Source organism: Sphaerisporangium sp. NPDC088356 (assembly GCF_040685555.1).
Lineage (GTDB): Bacteria > Actinomycetota > Actinomycetes > Streptosporangiales > Streptosporangiaceae > Sphaerisporangium.
Genome location: NZ_JBFBIK010000101.1, coordinates 19138 through 27316 on the forward strand (window position 1 = coordinate 19138; position 8179 = coordinate 27316).

General features: G+C 71.7%; 7 protein-coding genes. 2 read left to right on the forward strand and 5 right to left on the reverse strand.

The features are described 5' to 3' along the window. Positions 1 to 206 precede the first annotated feature (206 nt). Positions 207 to 605: a thioredoxin domain-containing protein gene (locus tag AB0O34_RS28310; protein WP_363920460.1), complete on the forward strand. Its 399-nt coding sequence runs from the start codon at positions 207 to 209 to the stop codon at positions 603 to 605. A 129-nt stretch (positions 606 to 734) separates the two neighbouring features. On the opposite strand, the gene AB0O34_RS28315 is transcribed toward AB0O34_RS28310, so the two are convergent. After that, the gene (locus AB0O34_RS28315) at positions 735 to 2075 is read right to left on the reverse strand and encodes a class II 3-deoxy-7-phosphoheptulonate synthase (protein ID WP_363920448.1); all 1341 of its coding nucleotides are present in this window, start codon (positions 2073 to 2075) and stop codon (positions 735 to 737) included. Between the two features lie 160 nt (positions 2076 to 2235). After that, the gene (locus AB0O34_RS28320) at positions 2236 to 3453 is read right to left on the reverse strand and encodes an FAD-dependent oxidoreductase (protein ID WP_363920450.1); all 1218 of its coding nucleotides are present in this window, start codon (positions 3451 to 3453) and stop codon (positions 2236 to 2238) included. A gap of 168 nt (positions 3454 to 3621) precedes the next feature. Between AB0O34_RS28320 and AB0O34_RS28325 the strand changes: the two genes are divergently transcribed. Then, entirely contained in the window at positions 3622 to 4164 is a 543-nt protein-coding gene (locus AB0O34_RS28325; protein ID WP_363920452.1) for a hypothetical protein, read from the forward strand. A 138-nt stretch (positions 4165 to 4302) separates the two neighbouring features. On the opposite strand, the gene AB0O34_RS28330 is transcribed toward AB0O34_RS28325, so the two are convergent. The 3 genes from AB0O34_RS28330 to AB0O34_RS28340 form a co-directional block, all read right to left on the reverse strand. Next, positions 4303 to 5301, reverse strand: coding sequence for a phosphotransferase (locus AB0O34_RS28330; protein WP_363920454.1), 999 nt, complete (start codon positions 5299 to 5301; stop codon positions 4303 to 4305). A 93-nt stretch (positions 5302 to 5394) separates the two neighbouring features. Continuing rightward, positions 5395 to 6291, reverse strand: coding sequence for an aldose 1-epimerase family protein (locus AB0O34_RS28335; RefSeq protein WP_363920456.1), 897 nt, complete (start codon positions 6289 to 6291; stop codon positions 5395 to 5397). 340 nt (positions 6292 to 6631) lie between these two features. Beyond that, on the reverse strand, positions 6632 to 8179 hold a 1548-nt coding region (locus AB0O34_RS28340), incomplete at its 5' end, for a condensation domain-containing protein (protein WP_363920458.1).

Consider the following 8179-nt stretch of genomic DNA (forward strand, 5'->3'; position numbering starts at 1 on the left):
CGCCGCGCGAGGTGATGACCGTCGGTACGAACCCCGTCTTGGACGAGGTGTCCTGACCGGCGAGAGGTCACGGCACGGCTCGGCAGCACCTGGGTCGTTCTTCCTGCGTGCCCCGTGCCGGGCGGTACGTCGAGGTGAGGAATTCGCGAACAGGGTAGATGGTTATGTCGATCGAAAACGACGAGACACGAGACGAGGAACCACCTGTGGCGACCATCGCGGTGAACGAGACCAACTTCAACGAGATCGCCGACGAGGGCATCGTCCTCCTCGACTTCTGGGCCGCCTGGTGCGGGCCCTGCCGCACCTTCGGGCCCATCTTCGAGAAGGCCTCCAAGAAGCACGAGGACATCACCTTCGGAAAGATCGACACTGAGGCCGAGCGCGGCCTGGCGGAGGGTTTCGAGATCACCTCGATCCCCACCGTCATGGCGATCCGCGACGGCATCGTGGTCTTCGCCCAGCCGGGCGCGCTCCCCGAGCCCGCCCTGGAGGACCTGATCAAGCAGGTGCGGGCGCTCGACATGGAGGCGATCCGCAAGGAGATCGCGTCCGACATCGACGCCGGGGTCGCCGAGGGCCCGGAAGACGGCCGCCGCCCCTGACCGGCCGCACCCACCGGCCCGGCCGAGCGCACCGGGACAGACGGGAACCGGGGCCCTCCCGATGAGACGGGAGGGCCCCGGTTCGCGTTCGGGGCACTGGTGTCCGGCGGGTGCGCACCGACCGGGGCCTCAGCTGGAGCGGTAGAGCTCCGCCACGCGGAAGGCCAGGTCGAGGGACTGGCCCCGGTTGAGGCGCGGGTCGCAGGCGGTCTCGTAGCGCAGCGCGAGGTCCTCCTCGACGATCGCGTGGCCGCCGCCGACGCACTCGGTGACGTCGTCGCCGGTGAACTCGATGTGGATGCCGCCGGGATGGGTGCCGAGCGCCCGGTGGACCTCGAAGAAGCCCGCCACCTCGTCGAGCACGTCGTCGAGCCTGCGGGTCTTGTGGCCGCTCGGCGCCTCGAAGGTGTTGCCGTGCATCGGGTCGCAGATCCACGCGACCTGGGCGCCGCTCGCCTGGACCTTCTCGACCAGCGTGGGCAGCGCGTCGCGGACGCGGGAGGCGCCCATGCGGGCGATGAAGGTCAGCCGCCCGGGCTCGTTGGCCGGGTTGAGCTTGTCGATGAGCGCCAGCGCGTCCTCGGGGGAGGTGGTCGGCCCGAGCTTGACCCCGATCGGGTTGCGGATGCGGCTGAAGAACTCCACGTGGGCGCCGTCGAGCTGGCGGGTGCGCTCGCCGATCCACACCATGTGCGCCGAAACGTCGTACGGCAGGCCGGTGCGGGAGTCGACGCGGGTCAGCGCCCGGTCGTAGTCGAGGATCAACGCCTCGTGGGAGGAGTAGAACTCGACCGTGTGGAACTCCTCGGGATCGGCGCGGCAGGCGTGCATGAACGCCAGCGCCTGGTCGATCTCGCGCGCGAGCTGCTCGTAGCGGCGGCCCGCCGGGGACTCGGCCACGAAGTCCTGGTTCCAGGCGTGAACCTGGCGCAGGTCGGCGTACCCGCCCTTGGTGAAGGCCCGGGCGAGGTTCAGCGTGACCGCGGAGGAGTGGTAGGCGCGCAGCAGCCGCGAGGGGTCGGGGTTGCGGGACTCGGGGGTGAAGTCGAACCCGTTGACCATGTCGCCCCGGTAGGCCGGGAGCTCGACGCCGCCCCGGATCTCGGTCGGCTTGGAGCGCGGCTTGGCGAACTGCCCGGCCACCCGGCCGATCTTGACGACCGGGACGCGGCCGGCATAGGTGAGCACGATGGCCATCTGCAGCAGCGTCCTGAGCTTGTCGCGGACGTTGTCGGCCGTGGCCCCGGCGAAGGTCTCTGCGCAGTCTCCGCCCTGCAGGACGAAGGCCTCGCCACGCGCCACGGCGGCGAGGCGGTCCTTGAGCTCGTCACACTCGCCGGCGAACACCAGCGGAGGCAGGCCCTGCAGCTCGGTGACGACCCGCTCCAGTGCGGAGGGATCGGGCCACTCGGGCTGCTGGGCGGCGGGGAGCTCCCGCCAGGAATCCAGGTTGATCGGTTCGGCGCTCACGCTAAAAGGCTATTGCACCAACCCCTCTTAACCGACCCGTTGTCCACTTCGTGAGAAGCGAATCCCGAGCGGCGGTACGGAAGCCGAGGTCGAGCGGCCAGCGCGATCACCGTCTCGGCGGAAGCCGCGCCCGCACGGCGGCGCTTGGAGGCCCCCGCGGTCACCCCTCGCCGCGGCTCCCGGCCGAGGGGGACCGCACGTGCTCGGGCAGGACGCCGAAGCCGATGAAGCGGCGGGCCAGGGCCCCGATCACCGGGAGCCCGGCTGGGTCCACGGGCAGCCGCAGCGGCTTGGCCGAGCCCTTGAGCGCCGGCCGGATCAGCCGGTTCTGCACCAGCCGCTGGGCCGCCTGCGTGATCACCGTGGGGACCGTGCGCCTGCGCTGGATCCTGCGCAGCAGCGTTTCCGGCACCTCGCCCGCGAGCAGGGGGCCGCTCAGCAGGTTGGCCGCCGCCACCGCGTCCTGGACGGCCAGGTTGATGCCGACGCCGAACACCGGTGACATCGCGTGGGCGGCGTCCCCGATGAGGAGCAGGCCGGGCCTGTGCCACCGCCGCAGGCGGTTGAGCAGGACCACCAGCACGCTCACCTCGTCGAAGCCCTTCAGGTTCACGGTCCGGCCGCCGAGGAAGGGCAGCAGCTCGCCGACGGACGCGCGCATCGCCTCGATGCCCTCCGCCTGGAGCAGCTTGTACCCGCCCTTGGGAATGAGGTAGGCGAGCTGCCAGTACGTCTCCCGGTTGATCGCCACCATCATGTGGCCGGAGGAGACGCGCAGGAACGTCTCCTCCGGGTCGCTCTCCTCGCGGGGCAGCCGGAACCAGGCCACGTCCATGGGGGCACCCCGCTCCACCGGTACGAGGCCCGCCGCCCGGCGCACGTCGGAGTGCCGCCCGTCGGCGCCCACGGTGAGGGTGGCGCGGAGCTCGTGCTCGCCGTCGCCGTCCCGGTAGCGGACGCCGCGCACCGCGCCGCCCTCGCGGATGACCCCGACGACCTGGGCCTCCATGATCAGCCGGAAGGTCGGATAGCGCCGGGCCGCCGCGATGACCAGGTTGAGGAAGTCCCACTGCGGCACGAACGCGATGTAGGGGTACTTGGTCTTGAGGCCCTTCAGCGAGGCGATCTCGACGACCCGGTCATCGGTCCAGATCGACAGGTCGTACGCCTTGCGGTGCGGCAGGGCGTGGAACTCCCCGGCCAGACCCAGCTCGTCGAGCACCTGCAGGGTCGAGGGATGGATCGTGTCTCCCCGGAAGTCACGCAGGAAGTCGGCGTGCTTCTCCAGGAGTGTCACCTCCACGCCCGCCCGGGCGAGGAGCAGCGCCAGCACGGCCCCGGCGGGGCCTCCTCCGGCGATCACGCATGTGGTCGGCATATTCATCACCCGTTGAAATCATCGCACACATCGCCGTCCTGACAATCCTCCCCGCCCGGCGGATCCCGGCCCACCACACCGGCGAGGAATAACCCGGTGGCTGCGGGGCAGTCGGTTGTCGGCCCCCCAAAGGGGCTTGGCACCGAGGCGACTTGGAGTTGAGGTCACATGATCGTGCTGGGCCTACTGTTCATCGTCATCGCCGGCGCGGCCTTGGTCGCGGTGGCGAACGACGCGACCGGCGGCGTCACGGCGTCGATCTCGGTTCTGGACCGGACGCTCGAGCTGAGCAAGCTGGAGCTCTTCCTTGCCGGAGCGGCCACCGCGGCCGTCTTCCTGATCGGCCTGATGATGCTCACCGGCGGCATGCGCCGGACCGGCGCCAAGCGCAGGAAGCTGCGCGAGGCCCGGGTCGAGACGCGCGACCGCGTCGCCCGCCTGGAGGAGGAGAAGCGCCAGCTTGAGCGCAAGCTCGAGACGGAGGCCTCCGCCACCCCGGCGGCCACCCCGGTCGCCGTTCCCGTCGAGACCACGCCCGCGGGACGGCACGCCGGAGTGTCCGACCGTGACGGTGACGGCGTCGACGACCGCGCCGAGAGCACCGACGATCGCGTCGGCGCCGGCACCCAGCCGGTGCGCGTGATAAAGGATCCCCATCCCGCGGACCAGCTCGTCGCGGGCAACCGTTCGCCCCGTGACACCGGCGTCTGACATGCCGGCCGAGGCGAGCCAGAAGCGGTCGGCCGCCCGGGGACCCGGTCCCTGGGCGGCTCTACCCGCCCGCCGTCGCCTTTCCAGGCCGGTGGGCCACCGTTGCGTACGGCACGCGCGGCCCCGGCGCCGTGCGGGTCACCGCTGCCTGAGGAACGCCAGGCTGTTCGTCAGGCCGGTGGTGGCCAGGTCGCGGATGCGGGCATAGGAGTCCTCGGGATACTGCCGGGGGCCGTTCTCGACCAGCAGGATGAGGTAGAGGTACACGCGGTAGAGCGCTTCGCGCCTCCGGGCCTCGGGGGTGAGGTCGAGCTTCCCGCCCGCCTCCCGGTAGCCCACCAGGATCGGATCGTCGTTCCCGAGCTCCCCGAAGATCGTCGGGGTGATGAAGTCGGCCAGCGGATCGCCCCAGAACGCCCGCTCGTGGTCGATCAGCGCCTGGATCGCGGGCCTGCCCTCGGGCGGCAGCGAGAGGAAGACGTTGCCCGGCCAGACGTCGAAGTGGACCAGCGCGGGAGCGGTCACCTCGTCCAGCACGTGCACGCTGGAGTGGATCCCCCCGGCGATGTCCACCAGTGAGCAGGGCAGCGGGGTGGCGTAGCGCACGGCGTCGTCCATGAGGGCGCCCATCATGGCGATGAACGCGTCACGCCAGGTGGCGCCGGTGAGACCGGCGTACGGATAGCCGTAGACGCCCTGGCCAGGGATGGCGTGCAGCGTGGCCAGGTGATGCCCGAGCTCGTGGCGCAGTGCCCGCTCGTCGGCGTCGCCCAGGGAGGTTGCCTGGTTCCACGGCACCCCGTCGAGCACCGACATGATCAGGTAGTCGCCGCCCAGCTCGGGGTCGTCGAAGCCCGAGTGCAGCAGCCGGGGGAGCGGCAGCCCGGCCGGAGTGGCCAGGTGGTACACCAGCGCCTCGGTGCGCAGCAGGTCGCGCTCGTAGCGGAGCAGGTCCAGGTCGGGCGGCGGGGCGACCTTCAGGACAACCTGCCGGCCGTCGTCGAGGGCGAGCCGCCACACCGCGTTGGCGTAGCCGTCGGTGAGCTCCTCGGCCGACGCCACACCCGTTCCCAGCGCTCCAAGGATCAGCGCGTCCAGCTGGGCGGCCGACAGCCGGCGCTTGGTCCTGCTCTCCATCGGTCACATCACTTCGGCTCGTCGAGACGTTCAGGCTCGGGACGGTGGGGTTGTGTCGAGACGGCCATGGGCCGGTCGCCGGGGTGCGGGCGATCAGATGACGGAGATCGTCCAGCTCGCCTCGTGCTTGCCGCCCGGGTCGAGCACCACCAGATCGGTGCCCGAGTTGAAGGCGTCGGCGGGGCAGGTCATCGGCTCGACGGCGATGCCCCGGTGGCCGAACCCGGTGCCCGTGCAGACCTGCGCCCACGGCATCGACGCGGCCTCCCAGGAGATGCGCACCCCGCCCTGCTCGCCGCGCAGCCGTACGTGCGCCGTGCCTTCGGCGTCCGCGGCGAGCCCGGTGAACGCCTCGTCGAGCACGGTGCCGCCGAGCCGCCGGGGAACCCGGAAGTCGAACGGGGTGCCGGCGACGGGCTCCAGCGTGGTCGGCAAAAGCACCTCGTCGGTGCGCAGCACCCGCTCGGCGGGCAGTTCGAGCTCCCAGCCCTCCTCCGCGCCGCCGTCGGCGATCAGCCACGGATGGGGCCCGCAACCGTACGGTGCGGGGCGGTCGCCGATGTTCCCGGCGGTGAGCGTGGTGGTCAGGCCGTCCGCGCTGAGGGAGTAGCGCACCTGCAGCGCCAGGCGGAAGGGGTAGCCGGGCGACGGCTCGATCGTGTGCGCCAGCCGTACGAACGCGTGGTCGTCCTCGACGGTGAGCAGCTCGACAACCTCCCAGTCGGCGAACGCCACCAGGCCGTGCAGCGCGTGACCGCGCTCGGGCTCGTTCACCGGCGTCTCGAACCGCTCGCCCTGGAAGGTGTAGCGGCCGCCCGCGAGGCGGTTGGGCCACGGGGCGAGCAGGGTGCCGCTGTAGTGGGGGATGGGCCCGTCTTCGGGCCAGCTCGCCACGAGATCGCGGTCGCCGTGCCTGAGCACCCGCAGGGCCGCGCCCAAGCGGGTGATCTCGGCGCGGTAGTCACCACCGTGGAGAACGTACTGAGGCACGGGGGGAATCCTCTCATCGACGCGCGAACGCAATGAATCCGGGCGACACCATGGCGGGCACGCCCCATCATCCCCGTTGCCGACCGGTGATCAAAATTTGACCTCGGCTTCCACGGGGGAGTGGGAGCGCTCCCATAGCGCCAAAAGGTAGGGGCTTTCAGCTGGCGAGTCAACTAATTCAGTAAACTCCGGCGTAGCGCGCGGGCTGCGGCCCTCTCGCTGCCGGACATCGGAAACAGCACGTCAGCGCGGCTGGGGGCAGCGCGGAGCGAGCCCCGGCGTCACGCCTTTCCCCCTCGTCACCGCGGGCCGGCGGCGTGCGGATTGACAACCCGTAGAGTCAATTCCGGTAGTCAGGTCCTTTTCCGAAAGCGGTCAGGGCGCGGACGAATCCGCTGACGGTGGGAGCCTCGAAGAACATCCACGCCGGAACCTCGACGCCGAGGCTCTCCTGGACGCGGGCCGCGATATGGGTGATCGCCAGGGAGTCACCGCCCAGGTCGAACAGGTCTGCGTCACCATCGATATCCGGTCTTTTCAGGACATCAGACCAGATGCGGCGGACCTCCGCCGCGAGCCGCTCGTCCACATGGTCGCCGCCCGGCCCCGGCGCGACGGGTCTCCCCGCGGCCTGTGCCGGCGTCTCCCGTGGGGACGCCGGGCGGCGGAGGACCGCCTCGAAGGACGGCACCGCGAGGTCGCCGACCGGCACGTCAGGCGAGATCGACAGTGCGTCGAGCAGCGCCCGGAAGGCCGTGGCCAGGGGACCGGCCACCTCCTCCGGTACCCGGTCGAGCCGGTGGGTGAGCACCAGCTCGTACCCCGTGCCCCGCGCGATCATCGTCAGCGTGAGGTCGTAGGCCGAGTCGTCGACCTCACGGCCCCACTCGAAGGCCCGCAGCCCGTCCCACCCGCCCGGCGGCTCGGGGTCGTCCTGCTGGATGAGCGCCACCTGGAAGATCGGGTGCACTCCCGGCCGCCGCCGTCCCCCGAGCCCCGACACCAGCGTGTCGAACGGCACCTCGTTGGCCAGGGCGGTGCCCACCTCGTCCCGCGTCCTTTCGACGATCGCGCGGAAGCCCTCGGTCCCGTCGACCCGCAGGGGGACCGGGACCATGTTGATGAAGCAGCCGACGAGAGGCTCCAGCTCCCTGCGCGCCCGCGTGCTGGACACCGTGCCGACGGTGATGCCCGGCGAACCCGTGACGCGGTGCAGCAGGACCGAGAAGGCCGCCAGCACGGCCACGAACGGCGTCGCCGAACCGCCTCGCAGCGCGTCCAGCAGGCCGGCCTCGACCTGGAAGGCCGTGGTGGCGCTCAGCCGCCCGTCCAGGGGCCGTGGCGGGGCGCCACCGGCGGCGCCGGGCTCGCCGCCGAGCAAGGGCGGCACGTCGGCGAGGCGCTCGCGCCAGTGGTCCAGCCGCTCGCCGGCGTGCGCCCGGGCGCGCGTCTGCGCCCACGCGGCGTAGTCGGCGTACGTCACGGCAGGTGGGGCGGGGAGCGCCCGGCCGCTGTAGAGGGCGGCGAGGTCGCGGGCCACGACGCCGAGGGAACCGCCGTCGCACACGAGGTGGTCGACGACGAGCTGCAGGCGGTGCTCCCGCGGGGCCGTCCGGTAGACGGTCAGGCGAAGCAGCGGGCCGGACGCGAGATCGAACCGCTCACCTCCCGCGGCCACCGCGAGGCCTCGCGCCGTCTCCTCGCCGCCGGGGTCGCCGGTGAGGTCGACCACCGTGAGCGGGGCCTCCGGCGAGCCGAGGATCATCTGGCGGGGCTCGCCGCCCGCGTTCACGAAGACCGTGCGCAGCGCCTCGTGCCGCTCCACCAGGCCGGTGAGGGCCTTGGCCAGGGCGCCGAGGTCGAGCGGCCCGGACAGGCCGAATCCGAG